16 protein-coding genes are annotated in these 15,977 nt (G+C 73.8%); 6 read left to right on the forward strand and 10 right to left on the reverse strand.

Going from position 1 to position 15,977, the window contains the following annotated elements; translation table 11 throughout:
* Positions 1-41: 41 nt before the first annotated feature.
* Positions 42-1,250, forward strand: a complete 1,209-nt coding sequence (gene rocD, locus ABZ404_RS15165) for an ornithine--oxo-acid transaminase (RefSeq protein ID WP_358831761.1) — start codon at positions 42-44, stop codon at positions 1,248-1,250.
* Positions 1,251-1,348: 98 nt separating this feature from the next.
* On the opposite strand, the gene ABZ404_RS15170 is transcribed toward rocD, so the two are convergent.
* The gene (locus ABZ404_RS15170) at positions 1,349-2,530 is read right to left on the reverse strand and encodes a glutathionylspermidine synthase family protein (protein WP_358836114.1); all 1,182 of its coding nucleotides are present in this window, start codon (positions 2,528-2,530) and stop codon (positions 1,349-1,351) included.
* Positions 2,531-2,533: 3 nt separating this feature from the next.
* Complete coding sequence (locus ABZ404_RS15175) at positions 2,534-2,863, reverse strand: hypothetical protein (protein WP_358836115.1); 330 nt, start codon at positions 2,861-2,863, stop codon at positions 2,534-2,536.
* Positions 2,864-3,013: 150 nt separating this feature from the next.
* Here ABZ404_RS15175 and ABZ404_RS15180 point away from each other — a divergent pair, with 150 nt between their 5' ends.
* On the forward strand, positions 3,014-3,844 hold the full coding sequence (locus ABZ404_RS15180; RefSeq protein ID WP_358836122.1) for a hypothetical protein: 831 nt from the start codon (positions 3,014-3,016) through the stop codon (positions 3,842-3,844).
* A gap of 754 nt (positions 3,845-4,598) precedes the next feature.
* Here ABZ404_RS15180 and ABZ404_RS15185 read toward each other — a convergent pair.
* On the reverse strand, positions 4,599-6,020 hold the full coding sequence (locus ABZ404_RS15185) for a PLP-dependent aminotransferase family protein (RefSeq protein WP_358836116.1): 1,422 nt from the start codon (positions 6,018-6,020) through the stop codon (positions 4,599-4,601).
* An 89-nt stretch (positions 6,021-6,109) separates the two neighbouring features.
* On the opposite strand from ABZ404_RS15185, the gene ABZ404_RS15190 reads away from it, so the two are divergent.
* Genes ABZ404_RS15190 through ABZ404_RS15200 form a run of 3 tightly spaced genes read left to right on the forward strand, consistent with a single transcriptional unit; the run spans position 6,110 to position 7,778 of the window.
* Positions 6,110-6,616: a carboxymuconolactone decarboxylase family protein gene (locus tag ABZ404_RS15190; RefSeq protein ID WP_358836123.1), complete on the forward strand. Its 507-nt coding sequence runs from the start codon at positions 6,110-6,112 to the stop codon at positions 6,614-6,616.
* The gene (locus ABZ404_RS15195) at positions 6,613-7,062 is read left to right on the forward strand and encodes a carboxymuconolactone decarboxylase family protein (protein WP_358836117.1); all 450 of its coding nucleotides are present in this window, start codon (positions 6,613-6,615) and stop codon (positions 7,060-7,062) included. Before ABZ404_RS15190 ends, ABZ404_RS15195 begins: the two co-directional genes overlap by 4 nt.
* Entirely contained in the window at positions 7,059-7,778 is a 720-nt protein-coding gene (locus ABZ404_RS15200) for an isocitrate lyase/phosphoenolpyruvate mutase family protein (RefSeq protein WP_358836124.1), read from the forward strand. Before ABZ404_RS15195 ends, ABZ404_RS15200 begins: the two co-directional genes overlap by 4 nt.
* A gap of 27 nt (positions 7,779-7,805) precedes the next feature.
* Here ABZ404_RS15200 and ABZ404_RS15205 read toward each other — a convergent pair whose 3' ends face one another.
* The 7 genes from ABZ404_RS15205 to ABZ404_RS15235 all read right to left on the reverse strand — a co-directional run bounded on the left by ABZ404_RS15205 (position 7,806) and on the right by ABZ404_RS15235 (position 15,057).
* Positions 7,806-8,798, reverse strand: a complete 993-nt coding sequence (locus ABZ404_RS15205) for a hypothetical protein (RefSeq protein ID WP_358836118.1) — start codon at positions 8,796-8,798, stop codon at positions 7,806-7,808.
* A gap of 3 nt (positions 8,799-8,801) precedes the next feature.
* On the reverse strand, positions 8,802-9,179 hold the full coding sequence (locus ABZ404_RS15210; protein WP_358836119.1) for a hypothetical protein: 378 nt from the start codon (positions 9,177-9,179) through the stop codon (positions 8,802-8,804).
* On the reverse strand, positions 9,166-10,734 hold the full coding sequence (locus tag ABZ404_RS15215) for a hypothetical protein (RefSeq protein WP_358836125.1): 1,569 nt from the start codon (positions 10,732-10,734) through the stop codon (positions 9,166-9,168). Before ABZ404_RS15215 ends, ABZ404_RS15210 begins: the two co-directional genes overlap by 14 nt.
* Before the next feature lie 320 nt (positions 10,735-11,054).
* Positions 11,055-12,044 carry a malate dehydrogenase gene (locus ABZ404_RS15220; RefSeq protein WP_358836120.1) on the reverse strand — a complete coding sequence of 330 codons (990 nt, stop codon included), beginning with the start codon at positions 12,042-12,044 and terminating at the stop codon, positions 11,055-11,057.
* A 229-nt stretch (positions 12,045-12,273) separates the two neighbouring features.
* Entirely contained in the window at positions 12,274-13,287 is a 1,014-nt protein-coding gene (locus ABZ404_RS15225; protein WP_358990456.1) for a DUF2690 domain-containing protein, read from the reverse strand.
* Between the two features lie 384 nt (positions 13,288-13,671).
* A complete protein-coding gene (locus ABZ404_RS15230; protein ID WP_358833046.1) occupies positions 13,672-14,178 on the reverse strand; it encodes a DUF3017 domain-containing protein in 507 nt (168 codons plus the stop codon).
* Between the two features lie 18 nt (positions 14,179-14,196).
* Positions 14,197-15,057: a bifunctional methylenetetrahydrofolate dehydrogenase/methenyltetrahydrofolate cyclohydrolase gene (locus ABZ404_RS15235; RefSeq protein ID WP_358833045.1), complete on the reverse strand. Its 861-nt coding sequence runs from the start codon at positions 15,055-15,057 to the stop codon at positions 14,197-14,199.
* Between the two features lie 206 nt (positions 15,058-15,263).
* On the opposite strand from ABZ404_RS15235, the gene ABZ404_RS15240 reads away from it, so the two are divergent.
* Positions 15,264-15,896: a hypothetical protein gene (locus tag ABZ404_RS15240; protein WP_358833044.1), complete on the forward strand. Its 633-nt coding sequence runs from the start codon at positions 15,264-15,266 to the stop codon at positions 15,894-15,896.
* The last annotated feature ends 81 nt before the right edge of the window (positions 15,897-15,977 follow it).

Raw genomic sequence — 15,977 nt, forward strand, 5'->3', positions numbered from 1 at the left:
GCCCTACCCCGTCCCACGCCGCACGATGAAACGGAGACCCCGTGTCGACTACATCGGACGCCATCCGCTCTGCCGAGGCCCACAGTGCGCACAACTACCATCCGCTGCCCGTCGTCGTCGCCTCGGCCGAGGGCGCGTGGATGACCGATGTCGAGGGGCGCCGCTTCCTCGACATGCTCGCCGGGTACTCGGCGCTGAACTTCGGACACGGCAACCGCAGGCTGATCGACGCGGCCAAGGCGCAGCTGGAGAGAGTGACGCTCACGTCGAGGGCGTTCCACCACGACCGGTTCGCCGAGTTCTGCGGGCAGCTCGCGCAGTTGTGCGGCAAGGAGATGGTCCTGCCCATGAACACCGGGGCGGAGGCGGTGGAGACGGCGGTGAAGACGGCCCGGAAGTGGGGGTACCGGGTCAAGGGGGTGCCGGACGGGACGGCGAAGATCGTCGTCGCGTCCAACAACTTCCACGGGCGTACGACGACGATCGTCAGCTTCTCCACGGACCACGAGGCCCGCGCGGACTACGGGCCCTACACCCCCGGCTTCGAGATCGTGCCGTACGGGGATCTGACCGCGCTGTCGGCGGCCGTCACGGAGAACACCGTGGCGGTGCTCCTGGAGCCGATCCAGGGCGAGGCCGGGGTGCTGGTGCCGCCGGCCGGATACCTGCCGGGCGTACGGAAGCTGACCCGCGAGCGGAACGTGCTGTTCATCGCGGACGAGATCCAGTCCGGCCTCGGGCGGACCGGGAAGACGTTCGCGTGCGAGCACGAGGACGTGGTGCCCGACCTGTATGTGCTGGGCAAGGCGCTCGGCGGCGGGGTGGTGCCGGTCTCGGCGGTGGTGGGCTCGGCGGAGGTGCTCGGGGTGTTCCGGCCCGGCGAGCACGGGTCGACCTTCGGCGGCAACCCGCTGGCGTGCGCGGTCGGCCTCGAAGTGATCGCGATGCTGCGCACCGGGGAGTACCAGCAGCGGGCCACCGAGCTCGGTGAGCACCTCCACCACGAGCTGGGGCTGCTGGCCGGCACCGGCGCGGTCGAGGCGGTGCGCGGACGCGGCCTGTGGGCGGGGGTCGACATCGACCCGGAGTTCGGCACGGGCCGGCAGATCTCCGAGCGGCTGATGGACCGGGGCGTCCTGGTCAAGGACACGCACGGCTCGACGATCCGGATCGCCCCGCCGCTGGTGATCAGCAAGGAGGACCTGGACTGGGGGCTCGACCAGCTCAGGGCGGTGCTGGGACAGGAGTAGGGCCGGGCCCGCGCGGGTCGGTCCCCGTGGCGGGGCGGTGGCGGCGGGGCGGGGCGGGGCCGGACGCGCGCCCGGCCCCGCCGGAGCCGCCGGACCCGCTAGCGAATCACATGGGGGACGAACCGCGCGTACTCGTCCGTGATCGGGCCCGACGACTCGCGGATGCCCAGGCCCGCCGCCTCGTCCTCGACGACCCAGGCGCCCAGGACGACCCGGTTGCCGTCGAAGTCGGGGAGCGGGGCGAGGGCCTGGTAGCAGGCGGGTTCGGAGCGCGGGGCGGCCGGCGCGCCGGGGTGGTGGATCTGGACCCCGGCGCCCTCCCGGCCGAGCAGCGGCTTGGAGACGTAACCACCGGTGGCGGCCAGCTCGCGCGGCCCGTCCAGGTAGGCGGGGAGCAGGTTCGGGTGGCCGGGGTAGAGCTCCCACAGGATCGCGAGCAGCGCCTTGTTGGAGAGCAGCATCTTCCAGGCGGGCTCGATCCAGCAGGTGCTTCCGGTGCCGCCGCCGTTGTCCAGGGTCTCCAGGACGTGCGGCGCGAACCGGTCCGTGGTCAGCCACTCCCACGGGTAGAGCTTGAAGCAGCTGCGGATGAAGCGGAGCCGGTCGTCGACGAAACGGCCGGTGAGAGCGTCCCAGCCGATCCGCTCCACCGACAGCGCCCGCGTCTCGATGCCCGCCTGCTCGGCGGTCTCGCGCAGATACGCCACCGTCATCAGGTCCTCGCCGAGCTCGTCGTCGTCCGAGTGGGCGAAGTGGAGCGGGCCGGGTGGGAGGAGCGGGGCCTGCCGCTTCCAGGCGGCGATCAGCCGTTCGTGGAGCGAGTTCCACTGGTCGGCGCCGGGGAAGCGCTCCTCCATCCAGAACCACTGCGGGCTCGCGGCCTCGACGAGGGAGGTGGGGGTGTCGGCGTTGTACTCCAGCATCCTGGCCGGGCCGCTGCCGTCGTAGCGCAGGTCGAAACGCCCGTAGACGGAGGGGAGTTCGGCGCGGCGGTGCCAGGACTCGGCGACCCGGGCGACGAGCGCCGGGTGGGTGATGCCGAGATCGGCGAAACGATTCTTCTCGACGATGTGCGCGGCCGCCGCCAGACACATCGCGTGGAGCTCCTCCACGACCTCCTCCAGCGCCTCGACCTCGGGGAGGGTGAAGGAGTAGTACGCGCTCTCGTCCCAGTACGGGCGGAGCGAGCCGTCCGGGTAGCGGGTGAGGGGGTAGATCAGCCCCTGGGCCTCGACGGTCTGCTGCCAGCCGGGGCGGGGTTCGATGCGGTGCCGCTGCATCCGTCAGCCGCCGCCCGAGCCGGAGTGGCCGCCGAGACCGCCCCGGTCGACGCCGCCGGAGGAGCCGGAGGAGGCGGAGGACCCCGAGGAGCCGGAGGAACCGGACGAGCCGGATCCGGAGCGGAAGGAGCCGCCGTAGACCGTGCCGTTGCGGACGTTTCCGCCGTAGTAGTACGAGCCGTGGCCGCCGCTCTTGCACTCGTACTTGGGGAGCTCCTTGTGCGTGACCGGGTCGACGCAGCGGCGGTCCGGCTCGTGGGAGCACGCCGTCAGCGTGGCGGCGAGCACTCCCATGCCGCCGAGCACCACCGCGGTGGACCGGAATCTGCGCATCTGCGGACCTCCCCCTCGCGAACCGTACGTATGTCTGGTGTCTGGGACGTGAACCGGCCACACCCTAGTTCCCGGCCATCCGGGACGAGGAATCCGTCTGCTCCTGCCCCCTGAACTCCCTTCCATTACAGTCCGTCTGTGCTCTTTGGGATGATCTGTGCGCTGGGGTCGGCGGTCTGCTACGGCACCGCGACCGTTCTCCAGGCCGTCGCGGCGCGGGCGGCGTCCGGGCCGGCCACCACCGGGTCCGGGGAGGCGGGGGTCGATCCCGCGCTGCTGCTGCGGGCCGTGCGGCAGTGGCGCTACCTCGCCGGGCTCGCCCTCGACGCGCTCGGCTTCGTCCTCCAGATCGTGGCGCTGCGGGCCGTCCCGATCTACGCGGTCGGGGCGGCGCTGGCCGCGTCGCTGGCCGTGACGGCGGTGGTCTCGGCGCGGGTGCTGGCGGTACGGCTGTCCGGTACGGAGTGGGCGGCCGTCGGGGTCGTCTGCGCCGGGCTCGCGATGCTGGGGCTCGCGTCCGGCGAGGAGGGCCACGAGCACGGGCCCGCCGCGCTGCCCTGGGCGCTGCTCGCGGTCGCGGCGGCGATCCTGCTGGCCGGGGCGGTCGCCGGGCGCCTGCCGGGACGGGCCCGGGCACTGGTCCTGGGACTCGGGGCGGGCTGCGGATTCGGGGTGGTGGAGGTGGCGGTCCGGCTCATCGACTCCTTCGACCTCGCCGAACCGGCGCTGTACGCGCTGCTGCTGGGCGGGGGCGCGGCGTTCCTGCTCCTGACGTCGGCGCTCCAGCGGGGTTCGGTGACGACGGCGACGGCGGGGATGGTGCTGGGCGAGACGGTCGGGCCGGCGCTGGTGGGGGTGGGGTGGTTGGGGGACCGTACGCGGGTGGGGTTGGGGTGGTTGGCGGTGGTGGGGTTTGTGGTGGGGGTTGCGGGGGCGCTGGTGCTGGGGCGCTTCGGGGAGGCGCCCCCGGGTGAGGCGTAGATGGCTTCCGGGGCTCCGCCCCGGCCCCCCCGGCTGCGGGCCGGCTTTCACGCCGACGTGCGGGTGGGTGGGGGGTTGCTCGCGCAGTTCCCCGCGCCCCTCAACCGCTGGGCCTGCGGCCCACGCGACCCGCTTCGCGTTTACCTGCGGGTGAGTGGGGGCTGGTCGCGCAGTTCCCCGCGCCCCTCATCGCTGGGCCTACGGCCCACGCGACCCTCTTCGTGTCCACCTGCGGGTGGGTGGGGGGCTGGTCGCGCAGTTCCCCGCGCCCCTAAAAGCCGGGGCCTGCGGCCCCGATGAGGTTTCGCGTCGATGTGCGGGTCGGTGGGGCTGCCCGGGTCGCAGGGGGTTTCGTGTCGACGTGCGGGCCGGTGGGGGCTGGTCGCGCAGTTCCTCGCGCCCCTGAAGTCCTGGGCCTGCGGCCCGGACCCCGCCCGCACGCACGCCCGAGGAAGTGACGCTGCGGCGCCCCGAAGTACCCAAGGGGCGCGGGGAACTGCGCGAGCAACCGACCACCGGCCCGCAGACGAACCCCAGGCACAACCAGGCCACCACCGGCCCGCAGACAAACACCGGGCCCTCAAGGGGCGCGGGGAACTGCGCGACCAGCCCACCACCAGCCCGCAGACAAACACCGGGCCCTTAAGGGGCGCGGGGAACTGCGCGAGCAACCCACCACCCACCCGCAGACGAACCCCAGGCACAACCAGGCCACCACCGGGCCGCAGACAAGCACCCGGCAACACCCCGCCCCTCAGGGCAACACCCTGCACAGTGCGTCCAGCGCCCCCGCCCAGCCCCAGTCCGGTGGCGCCGCGTACCCCACCACCAGCGCGTCCCGCGCCGCGGGTGTCCGCGGGTGGCGGAAGGCCGAGAGGCCCTGGAGGGCCAGGCCCTGCCAGGCCGCGGCCTGGATCACCGCGCGCTCGGTCCCGGGCGGCAGCTCCAGCACCGCGTGCAGCCCCGCCGCGATCCCGCTCACCCGCACCTCCGGCGCCCGCGCCGCCAGCGCGGCCACCAACTGGTCGCGCCGGCGCCGGTAGCGCAGCCGCATCCCGCGCACATGCCGGTCGTACGCCCCGGACGCGATGAACTCCGCCAGCGTCAGCTGGTCGAGCGCGCCGCACGCCCAGTCGACGTCCCCCTTCGCCTCCGCCACCTCCCCCGCCAGCCGCTCCGGCAGCACCATCCAGGCCAGCCGCAGCCCGGGCGCCAGGGACTTGCTGGCCGTGCCCAGGTAGACGACGTGGTCGGGGTCGAGGCCCTGCAAAGCCCCCACGGGCTGGCGGTCGTAACGGAACTCGCCGTCGTAGTCGTCCTCCAGGATCAGCCCGTCCACCGCCCGCGCCCAGTCGACGACGGCGGCGCGCCGGTCCGGCGGGAGCGCGACCCCGACCGGGAACTGGTGCGCGGGCGTCAGCAGCACCGCCCCCAGCCCCTTCACCGCCCCCAACTCCCCCGTCATCGTGCCGTCTTCGTCGAACGGCAGCGGCGGGGTGCGCAGTCCCGCCCGCGCCAGCAGGTCCCGGTGGACGTCGAGCCCGTACGACTCGACGCCGATCTCACGGACCCGGCGCGCCCGCAGCACCCGTCCGAGCAGCATCAGGCCGTGCACGAACCCCGAGCAGACGACGATCCGCTCGGGGGCCGCGTGGACTCCGCGCGCCCGCGCGAGGTACTCGGCGAGCACCGTACGCAGTTCGACGCGCCCGCGCGGGTCGCCGTAGCCGAAGGCCTCGTGCGGCGCGGCCGTCAGCGCCCGCCGGGACGCCTTCAGCCACTCGGCGCGAGGGAAGGACGCCAGGTCCGGGCTGCCCGCGATCAGGCTGTACGCGGGGCTGCGGCGCGCCGCGTGCCGGGGCCCGGACGGCTGCGGGCGGCGCGGCGCGCTCCGTTGGGCGACCCGGGTCCCCGAGCCCTGGCGTGCGGTGAGCCAGCCCTCGGCGACGAGTTCGGCGTACGCGTCGGCCACCGTGTTGCGCGCGATCCCCAGGTCCGCCGCGAGCGAGCGCGAGGAGGGCAGCCGTGCGCCGGGCGCGAGCCTGCCGCCGCGCACCGCCTCGCGCAGCGCGTCCATGAGGCCGGCGCGCAACCCGCCCGCGCCCACCTCCACATGGAAGTCGACACCGAAGACTTCGGCCAGGGTTCCGGAGGAAGTGGCCCAGGATTCCGCCATGAAAATGGACCATACCCGTGTGACATGTGCCGCGTACCGTCATCCGTATGACGGCGACGAACGAGAACACCGGGACCACGGGAGACGGCATGAGCGGGAACGAAGTGGGCGGGACCGGCTCCTACGCCGCCGAGCACACGCCCCGGCTGCACTGGGCGAAGGCCGCCCCCGAGGTCTACAAGGCGATGGTGAAGCTGGACGCGGCGGCCGGGCGCGGGGTGGACCCGGTGATCCACGAGCTGGTGAAGATCCGGGCCTCGCAGCTCAACCACTGCGCCTTCTGCCTCGACATGCACACCAAGGACGCCCTCGCGGCGGGCGAGTCGGTCGAGCGGATCGTGCAGCTCAACGCCTGGGAGGAGTCCCAGCACTTCTACACCGCCAGGGAGCTCGCGGCGATCGAGCTGACCGAGGCGATCACGGTCCTGACCGACGGGTTCGTGCCGGACGAGGTGTACGCGCGGGCGGCCGCGCAGTTCGACGCGACGGAGCTGGGCCATCTGATCGCCGCGATCACGGTGATCAACGCCTGGAACCGCTTCGGCGTCACCACCCGGATGGTCCCGGGCCACTACACCCCCGGGATGTACAAGTGACCGCCCGGGCCTGGCAGGTCCCGCAGGAGGTCTACCGGGCCCTGGCGGGGGTGAGCGCGGCCGCCAAGAAGGCGCTCGACCCGACCCTGACGGAGCTGGTCATGGTCCGCGCCTCGCAACTCAACCACTGCGCTTTCTGCCTGGACATGCATCTCGACCTCGCGCGCGAGCACGGCGAGACCGAGGGACGGCTCGATCTCGTCGCGGCCTGGCACGAAGCGGGCGACCGCTTCAGCGAGCGCGAGCGCGCGGCGCTCGCCCTCACCGAAGGCATAACGGTCCTGACCGACGGATTCGTTCCCGACGAGCTCTACGAACGCGCCTCCCAGCACTTCGACGGGACCGAACTGGCCCATCTGATCGCCGCGATCACCGCCATCAACAGCTGGAACCGGCTGATGGTGGCGCGGCGCACCGCACCCGGAGAGACCGAATGGCACAGCTGACCCCCGTCGCCGTCTTCCGCGCCCTGCACCACGGGCGCCCGGCGGGCGACCCCCTGATCCTGCCCGGCCCCTGGGACGCGGCCAGCGCCCGCGTCTTCGAGGAGGCGGGCTTCCCCGCGCTCGCCACGCCGAGCGCGGGGGTCGCCGCCTCGCTCGGCTACGCGGACGGAGCGACGCCCGGGGACGAGATGTTCGCGGCGGTCGCCCGGATCGTACGGGCGGTCTCCATCCCCGTCTCGGCGGACGTCGAGGGCGGCTACGGCCTCGCCCCCGAGGAGCTGGTGGACCGCCTCCTGGAGACCGGTGCGGTCGGCTGCAACCTGGAGGACTCCGCCGACGGCACCCTCAAGGACCCGGCCCGCCACGCCGACTGGCTGGCGGAGGTGCGCGCGGCGGCCGGGGACCGGCTCTTCATCAACGCGCGCGTGGACACGTACATCGAGGGCGTGGACGACCTGGACGCCACGATCGCGCGGGCGCGCGCGTACGTGGCGGCGGGCGCCGACTGCGTCTACCCGTACGGGGCGCCCGCCGGCCATCTGCCGAAGATCGCCGCCGCCGTGCCGGCCCCGGTCAACCAGGTGGCGCTCGCGGACGGGCCGACCCCGCGCCGCCTGGGCGAACTGGGCGCCGCGCGCATCACCTTCGGCCCGCTCCTCCAGCGCCGCGCGATGAGGGCGGTACGGGAGGCGGCGGACCAGCTGCGCGCGGGCTGAGACGGGCCCGGGGCGCGCGCCCCGGGCTCACTCCGGCGCGAACGTGCCCAGCACCCTGTTCAGGATCCCGCGCTGGAGGGGCCAGTCCTCGTCGGGGCCGTACACCAGCACCGTGTACGGCACCCCGTTCCCGGCGACGAAGGCGCGGGCGATGCCCTGGATGCGGTCGGTCTGGACGGTGCGGTTGTACGCGTAGACCAGCTCGGCCGCGTCCGTGGTGGTCACCTCGGTCATGCGGCGCAGCGAGATCTGCTCGTAGCCGCGGTAGTTGCCGAGGTTGGCGGAGGTGACGCGCATCGCCTCGTACGGGGTGATGCCCGGTTCCGTCAGCCGGAACATCTGGAGCAGATACCGCTCGTCGGGCGAGCGGTAGAGGGCGCTGCCGCGCTCCTCGGTACGGGTCCAGGCGGCGGGGACGGCGACGCTCCAGCCGAGCGGGTCGTCCACCGGGCGGTAGCCGTCGGGCACGGGGGCGGTTCCCGTGTCGGGGGTGGCGGTGTGCGTGGCTCCCGGCGTGCCGGACGTGTCGTCGGTGGGCGTGGTCGTGGTCTCCGAGGGCGTGGAGGTGTCCGTGGGCGTCGGGTCGTCGGTCGCGCTGTCCGTCGGCGGCTCCACCGGCGCCGAGGCCGAGGACCCCGCCACTCCCCCGCTCCCGGGGCCGCCGTCCCTGCCCCACAGCAGCCAGCCCCCGGCCGCCCCGCCCGCGAGGACGGCGACGGCGACGGCGGCCACGACCGCCCGCTGTCGGCGCCGCCCCGGGTCCACCGGCGCGTACGCGGGCGGGTGCGCCGGATCGCGCGGCAGTTCGTACGCCCGCGCGGTCTCCGCCTCGTGGTACGGGACCGGCGCGTAGGGCGGCGGGCCGGGCGGCAGGGGCGGTGGCGCGTACGGCGGCGGTCCGAAGGCGGGCGGGTCCGGAGGCCTCGGGGACGGCGGGGCGTCCCGGCCGGGCGGTGGTGCGCCCTGCTCCCAGCTCTGCGTCTCGTCGTTCCACCAGGCTCCGCCGCCTCGTGCGTTCATGGCTCAGCCGCCCAGGAGCGAGGCGAGCGTCCGGCCGACGGCGGCGGCCGAGGCGAGGACGCCGGTGAGGCCCTCCGCGTCGGCGAGCGCCGCGCGCAGCCGGGCCAGGCGCCCCGGGCCCGCCGCGCCCGCCGCGGCGATCTCGGCCTCCGCGTCGGCCGCCGCGCCGTCGAGCGCCCGGACGCGTTCACCCGCGACCACGCGCGCGAGGTCCGCGCGCAACTCCCGTATCGCTTCCAGGAGTTCCACCTGCGCCGGGTCCACCGGCGTGCCGCCCTGCTGGTGGGTGACGGTGTTGTGGTCGCCGATGGCCATCGCGCCCACCACACTGCCGATGCTGATCCCGCCCCGCGTCTTTCCCTGCCCGTCATCCGTCGCCACGGCCGTCTCCCGTTCTGCCTCTGCCCGTTCGGCTGACCACCGTGTTGCGGTTGCCGATCGCGATGGCACCCTTGGCGGTCTCGATGAACGTCGCCCCCTCGGCGACGTTGACGATCTTCTGGACGAACTCGTCCGTCTCCCAGCCCGCCTCCTGGAGCGCGAGCCGCACCCCGTTCGCCACCCGGTCCTGGATGGACTTCAGATAGCGGCTGACGTCCATCTCCTGGAAGAGCGAGGCGTCGTCGTCGGAGCCCAGTTCGCGCACCGCCCGCACCGGCCCCTCCGGCAGCGCCCGGCCGTGCCCGCCGGTGGCCAGCCGCCACAGCGAGACGGCGCCGCGCCACAGCGTGAGCACCGCGCGCCCGGCGGCGGCCGGGGTGTGCCCCATCGCCCAGGCGGCCTTGCCGAAGCGGTTGTTGTGCCGGTAGCGGTGGGCGGCCCGGTCGGCGTCCTGGTACAGCTGCCGGACCGGGCGCAGCACGTGCGGGGCGACCTCCAGCATCAGCATCCCGCCCTGGGTGTGGACCCGGACGAAGACGGTGGTGACGATCTCCTCGCCCCAGCCGCCGACCCGGATCCGCAGGAAGTGCCGCCGGGTCTCGCCGCCCTCCTCGATCGCGTGCGCGCGGTGCTCCTCGAAGGCGCCCGGCGTGTACGGGGCGTCGGCGCGCGCCGGCAGCCCGACGACCGGCAGGAACACGATCTCGTCGAGCTCCAGCTCCCGCAGCCGGTCGCGGACCGCGTCGGCGAGCTCCGGCGAGCCGTGCGGGGAGGGGACGCGCAGCGCTTCCAGGAGCGGCACGATCCGGCGCAGGATGGCGCTGTTGTCGAGCGGCTCGGGCTCGCGGCCCTCGCGCGGGCGCAGTTCCACGGAGAGCGACCACGGCTCGTACGGCCGGCCCGCGCCGCAGAAGGGGTTGGCGACGCGGTAGAGGATCAGCGGCGCGTGCTGCTCGGCGCGGATGCGGCGGGACAGGCGCTGGAAGCGGACGCCCTCGGCGGCCTCGGCCGGGTCGGCGGTGAGCGTCGGGAAGCGGGACCGGGACAGCTCCTCGGTGAGCGACTTGGCGAACTGGCCGCGCTGCATGGCGACCGCCCAGGCCAGCAGCAGCGGCAGCACCAGCGCGCACCAGGCCTGGATGCGCGCGTCGCCGGAGGTGCGCGCGAGGTGGGCGGGCAGCTCGGCCTCCCCGCCCCGCAGCGCGGGCTCCAGCAGGAACACCAGCGCCCACCCGTAGAACCCCCAGCCGCCCCAGCGCACGTACCAGGCGACGAACCGGCGGGCCAGGGGCGGCCGCTCCAGCGGCCCCCGGACCCAGCCGGCCAGCGTGAACAGCGCGAACGCCGGAAGGTAGATGAGGATCAGCCACTGCGTGAGCGGTACCGCCACGATCCACAGCAGCACGATCCCGGCGGACCAGCCGAGCTCCAGGCGCCGGGCGCGCAGGGCGTGCGCCAGCACGCGCGCCGCGTCGATGCCGAGCGAGGGCGCGGCGATGCGCTCCTCGTGGACGTACAGCTCGTCGATGACGGCGTCACGGAAGGTGCCGTCCAGATACGCGCCCGCGCACAGCAGCCGGGTGGCCTCGCTGGTGCCGGGCGCCCTCGCGCCGGACGGACCCCCCGGCCCCCGACGGCCCGGCCGGCGCGCCGGGTCGGTCTGCGTCAACGGTCCCCCCGATGAGCGAACTCCCCACACCCACAGGCGAGTTGCCTGTGACGGAGGTCACAGCGTAGAGGAGGGGCGCCGTCCGTGTCGTACGCCAAAAAGACCACCCCCGACGGCCCGGTGGGGCCGACGGGGGTGGTGGGTGAGCCGGGGCTCAGGTGGCGCTGGATGAGGCCGGGCCATCGGATACAGCCGCCGGGCGGGGCTCAGATGAGGCCGAGCTCGCGCACCGCGTCACGCTCTTCCTTGAGCTCCTGCACCGAGGCGTCGATGCGGGCGCGCGAGAAGTCGTTGATCTCCAGGCCCTGGACGATCTCGTACGTACCGTTCTTCACGGTGACCGGGAAGGACGAGATGAGGCCCTCGGGGACGCCGTAGGAGCCGTCCGAGGGGATGCCCATGGAGGTCCAGTCGCCCTCGGCGGTGCCGTTGACCCACGTGTACACGTGGTCGATGGCGGCGTTGGCGGCGGAGGCGGCCGAGGAGGCGCCACGGGCCTCGATGATCGCGGCGCCGCGCTTGGCGACGGTCGGGATGAAGGTGTCGGCCAGCCACGCCTCGTCGTTCACCAGCTCGGCGGCGTTCTTGCCGGCGATCTCGGCGTGGAAGACGTCCGGGTACTGGGTGGCCGAGTGGTTGCCCCAGATGGTCAGGCGCTTGATGTCCGAGACGGCCGCGCCGGTCTTCTTCGCGAGCTGCGAGATGGCGCGGTTGTGGTCCAGCCGGGTCATCGCGGTGAAGCGCTCGGCCGGGACGTCCGGAGCCGCCGCCTGGGCGATCAGGGCGTTGGTGTTGGCCGGGTTGCCGACGACGAGGACCTTGATGTCGTCCGCGGCGTTGTCGTTGATGGCCTTGCCCTGCGGCTTGAAGATGCCGCCGTTGGCGGAGAGCAGGTCACCGCGCTCCATGCCCTTGGTGCGCGGGCGGGCGCCGACGAGCAGCGCCACGTTGGCGCCGTCGAACGCGACGTTCGGGTCGTCGGTGATCTCGATGTCGCGCAGCAGCGGGAAGGCGCAGTCGTCGAGCTCCATGGCGGTGCCCTCGGCGGCCTTCAGGCCCTGCGGGATCTCCAGCAGACGGAGGTTGACCGGCACGTCCGCGCCGAGCAGGTGACCGGAGGCGATACGGAAGAGCAGCGCGTAGCCGATCTGTCCGGCCGCGCCGGTGACGGTGACATTCACGGGAGTGCGGGTCATGGCGATCTCCGTTTAGAACAGCAGGTGGTGGGGGTTGTGCCCCCTAGTTCCGGCTGTCTCCTCACGTCAAGGCCCGGCTCGGGGAGCGGCTCGTCCCGCGGGTGTCCCGAACTGAATCTTGACGTGAAGAGACATCCAGCGGTCAGGCTATCCGACCCCGGCCCTCCCGAACCCCCGCCCCCCTGTGGGACGCCTCACCCGGTGGCCCGTCCGGGCCACCGGGGCGGGTTCACCGCGCGGTGGTGCAGCCCTTGCGGCCCGAGGCGAGGGTCGCGCAGGCCTGGGCCGAGCCGGGCCCGTCGACCGCGAGCATCCGGGTGTACGCGTCCTTGTCGGCGTCGACCGTGCCGGTCCCGCCCGCCGTGGCGCCCGAGCTGATCCGCACCTCGTCGCCGGGCGCGGCCTGCTGGATACGGGCCCAGGCGGCCTGGCAGGTCGGGCTGTAGCGGACCTGGACCAGGGCGGTGCCGATCTTCGCGGACGCCACCGTCTTCGCGAACGCGCCGCCGCACCCCATCGTTTCCGGGTCCTGTCCGGTGCAGCTGTCGCGGACGCACTTCACTCCCGCGGGCAGCGAGGGCGCCGCGGTGGTGGGGGTGGCCGAAGCCGCCGGGGATGCCTTGTCGTCGCCGCCGCTCCCCACTCCGGTGAGCAGGAGGACCGCGGCGATGACGAGCAGGACGCCCAGGACACCGGCCGCGATCAGGGCGGGCCGGCGCCGGCCCGGGCCGGGCCCGTCCCCGCCGCCCGGGGCGCGCTCGGGACCCCGGGGCGGCACGCCCCAGGCCGCGTCCGGCTCGGCCCCGGGGGCGCCGAGGCCGGAGGGGCGGGGTGCGGTGGGCAACGGCTCGGCGGTGCGCCGGGGGGCCGGGCTCTGCGGGCCGCCGCCACCGGGGGGCGGGCCGAACTCGCCGAGCGCCGCGCGGGCCTGGGATATCCGGATCTGTTCCATCGTCATGTCGTGGCGCATCTCGGCGCGGCTCCAGGCGCGCTCCGCGAGCTCCCACATGGTGGTCAGATGGATGGCATTGGTGCCGGTGGCCTCGGCGAGCGCGACGACCGCGGCCTTGGGTGCCAGCAGCCGTCCGCCCAGATAGCGCTCCCACGAGGTCTTGCTGTAGCCGGTGCGGTCGGCGACCGCCGCCAGGCTCAGTCCGCTGCGGTCGACCAGTCTGCGCAGCTGGCTGGCGAACTCCCGTACCTGCGGGTCGAGTTCCTCCGGCAGCGCCTTCCAGCGAGGCATGTGCTTCCCCCTTGTCCCCCCATTTGTGCCCGATGTGCCCCCGAGGCCGATGCCGCCCCCGGCACACCCTTGGCCCCTGTTCCGCCCCCATCCTCCCATCGGCGGAGGGTGCCGTCATCAAGGCCCCCGCCGCCCGGGGGCGGCTGTTGCGCGACGCACACACAGTTGCGGAACGGTCACCTCCGCGCCACAGGCCTCCGGCTTCCCTTGTAGCCGCCTTGGCGCGTCCATGACTCTTACGTCCACGGGGGACAGACGGCGCCCGTCTTCCCACGGGGGAGAGGACGGGCGCCGTTCTGTTGACCGGGTGTCCCGTCCGTTCACGGGATGTTCCGTGTACTTACGGGACGTTCCGGGCGGGTCAGCACACCGAAGCGGGCAGGCTCAGCGCACCGTGAAGCGGACCGCGTCCTCCAGGAACGGGATGTCCAGCCAGGGCCTGGGCTGCGCCACCAGGGCGAGCAGCACGATCAGGACGCCCAGCGCCCCGTACGTGGTGATGTCGGTGAAGCGCGAACGCACCGCCAGCATCCCCACCGAGGGCAGCAGCCAGCGCAGCACCCCGCCCGCCAGCAGGGCAAGGCCGATGATGATCAGCCCGGCCCGGAAGAGGTCGAGCGAGACGAGCAGCAGCCCGAACCCGGTCGACCCCAGCACGCTCAGCAGCGGCCACTGGCGCGCGGGCGCCGGCGCGGTCCCGGAGGCCGCCCGTCCGCCGCCCTCGGGCCGCGCGGTGTACCGCGTGACCGAGGGGAACCGCCGGGAGGCCCGGCGGGGGGCGGGAGCGGCCGCCACGGCCCCGTCGGAGGACGGCCGGGCGCCGCTCACCGACGGCTCGGCGGGGTCGTCCCCGCCGGAGCCGCCGTCTGCCGTACTCGTGTCGGCGTCCATGCCTCGGTCCCTTTCCGGTCAGCTCGCGGACGCGCCGCGCTCCGCCGCCTCGACGACGTTGACCAGCAGCTGGGCGCGGGTCATCGGGCCGACGCCGCCCGGGTTGGGCGAGACCCAGCCCGCCACCTCGGTGACCCCGGGGTGCACGTCCCCGAGGATCCTGCCGTTCTCGTCGCGGCTGACGCCGACGTCGAGGACGGCCGCGCCCGGCTTGACGTCCTCGGGCCTGACCAGGTGCGGCACCCCGGCGGCGGCCACGATGATGTCGGCGCGGCGCAGATGGGCGGCGAGGTCACGGGTGCCGGTGTGGCACTGCGTCACCGTCGCGTTCTCCGAGCGGCGGGTCAGCAGCAGCGGCATCGGGCGCCCGATGGTGACCCCGCGGCCGACCACCACGACCTCGGCGCCGTTGATCTCCACCCCGTGCTCGCGCAGCAGCTGGATGATCCCGTACGGCGTGCAGGGCAGCGGGCCGGGCTCGTTGAGCACCAGGCGGCCGAGGTTGGTCGGGTGCAGCCCGTCCGCGTCCTTGGCCGGGTCCATCAGCGTCAGGATGCGGTTCTCGTCGATGCCCTTGGGCAGCGGGAGTTGGACGATGTAGCCCGTGCACTCCGGGTCCTCGTTCAGCTCCCTGACGACCGCCTCGATCTCCTCCTGCGTGGCGGTGGCGGGCAGTTCGCGCTGGATGGAGGCGATGCCCACCTGGGCGCAGTCGCGGTGCTTGCCCGCCACGTACTTCTGGCTGGCGGGGTCCTCGCCGACCAGGACGGTGCCGAGACCGGGGTGGATCCCCTTCTCCTTCAGGGCCGCCACGCGGACGGCCAGATCGGACTTGATCGCTGCGGCGGTGGCCTTGCCATCGAGAATCTGGGCGGTCATGTTTCCCATTCTTCCAGGGCGAGTGATGATCGCCCAAGTTGCACTTGCACAACACATCCAGCTTCCGGCTGGACAAACTTATGTCCCGTTGAGAACGATGATGCGTGCAGTACCGCGGGCAGTGCCGGGGGGCGAACCGCTCACACATCATCTTTCCTCCGCTCGGGCCGCGTCGTCCCCGCACGGAACAACGGAGGAAGTCCGCCATGAGCTTCGGCGACCCGAACAACCCTTACGGCCAGGCACCCCCGCCGCCGCCGCAGAGCCCGCCGGGCTACGGCTACCCGGCGGCCCCCCAGGGCCCGCCGCAGCAGCAGCAGCCCTACGGCTACCCGCAGCAGCCCGCGTACCCGGGGTACCCCGGCGGCATGATGATGCCCCCGCAGATGCCGGGCCTCATGCAGACCGCCCGGGTGTTCCTGTTCATCGTGGGCGCGGTTCAGGTGCTGAGCGGCCTGGCGTGGCTGTTCTTCGCGGCGGTCGCGGACGACGCGTCGGACAAGACGGACGACACCTTCGGCGACAACTTCGCCTCGGACTTCGGCCACGCCGCCGCCGGCATCATGGTCCTCATCGCCCTGGTCGCCCTCGGCCTGGCCGCCCTGTCGATCACGCTCGGCGCACGGCTCTCGCGCGGTGGCCAGGGCGTGCGCATCACGACCATGGTCTACGGCATCCTGGGCGCCCTGGTCGGCATCCTCATCCTGGCCACCGCGGCCGACGCCGGCAGCTCCAGCGCGGTGGTCATCGCCCTGCTGTGGCTGGCCTTCGGCGGCATCATGGCGGCGGCCATGATGACCCGCGACGGCGCGGCCTGGTTCAACCGCCCGCGCTACTGACGCACGCGCTCCGAGGGCCGCACTCCGCACGCGGGGTGCGGCCCTCGGCGTGTGCGCCCCCGGGCCACCCGGGGCGAGGCC

Origin of the sequence: Streptomyces sp. NPDC005878 (assembly GCF_040629815.1) — a bacterium.
In the GTDB taxonomy this organism is placed as follows: Bacteria; Actinomycetota; Actinomycetes; order Streptomycetales; family Streptomycetaceae; genus Streptomyces.